The sequence below is a fragment of the Streptomyces sp. DH12 genome, from assembly GCF_020873895.1.
Lineage (GTDB): Bacteria > Actinomycetota > Actinomycetes > Streptomycetales > Streptomycetaceae > Streptomyces.
Genome location: NZ_JAHWGT010000550.1, coordinates 1 through 565 on the forward strand (window position 1 = coordinate 1; position 565 = coordinate 565).

The 565-nt window shown below is 74.5% G+C and carries 1 protein-coding gene; it reads right to left on the reverse strand.

Going from position 1 to position 565, the window contains the following annotated elements; translation table 11 throughout:
• Positions 1-549, reverse strand: a 549-nt coding sequence (locus LPA54_RS35715) for a thioesterase II family protein (protein ID WP_228984722.1), incomplete at its 3' end; no start/stop codon positions are given.
• Positions 550-565 lie beyond the last annotated feature (16 nt).

Genomic DNA, 565 nt, shown 5'->3' on the forward strand with positions numbered 1-565 from the left:
GGGCACGGTCAGCGGCGCGGCGCCGGGGCGCGGACGCCAGCTCTCCACCAGGCGCAGGTCGTTGCGGATGGCCGGGGCGAACATCGCCCACAGGTCGGGCTCGTGCAGCACCTCCAGGGGGGTGCCGCCCATGGCCGCGAGATGGACGCGCAGTTCGTCGTCCGGCAGCTCGTGCCGCCGGGTGCCGTCGCCCTGCGGACGGGGCGCCCCGCGCGCCGACAGGCCGAGCCAGACGGGCAGTTCGCGTCCCTCCTCCTCGAGCAGCCGGGTCAGTTCGTAGGCGACGAGCGCGCCCATGCTGTGCCCGAAGAACGCGAACGGGCCGGTCAGGTCAGCGCCCAGGCGGCGCAGGAAGAAGCCCGCCAGCCGGCGTGCGTCGTCCAGCGGCGGCTCGTCGGCCAGCCGCCCCCTGCCGGGAGCGTCCGGCAGGCGCACGTCCCAGCGGTCGGGCAGCAGGCCCGGCCAGGCGCGGTAGAGCAGGTGGGAGCCGCCCGCGTGGTGGAAGACGAACAGGCGGAGCTCCTCGGAAGATCCAGATATGCCGTACATCGCCTCTCCTGAAGGT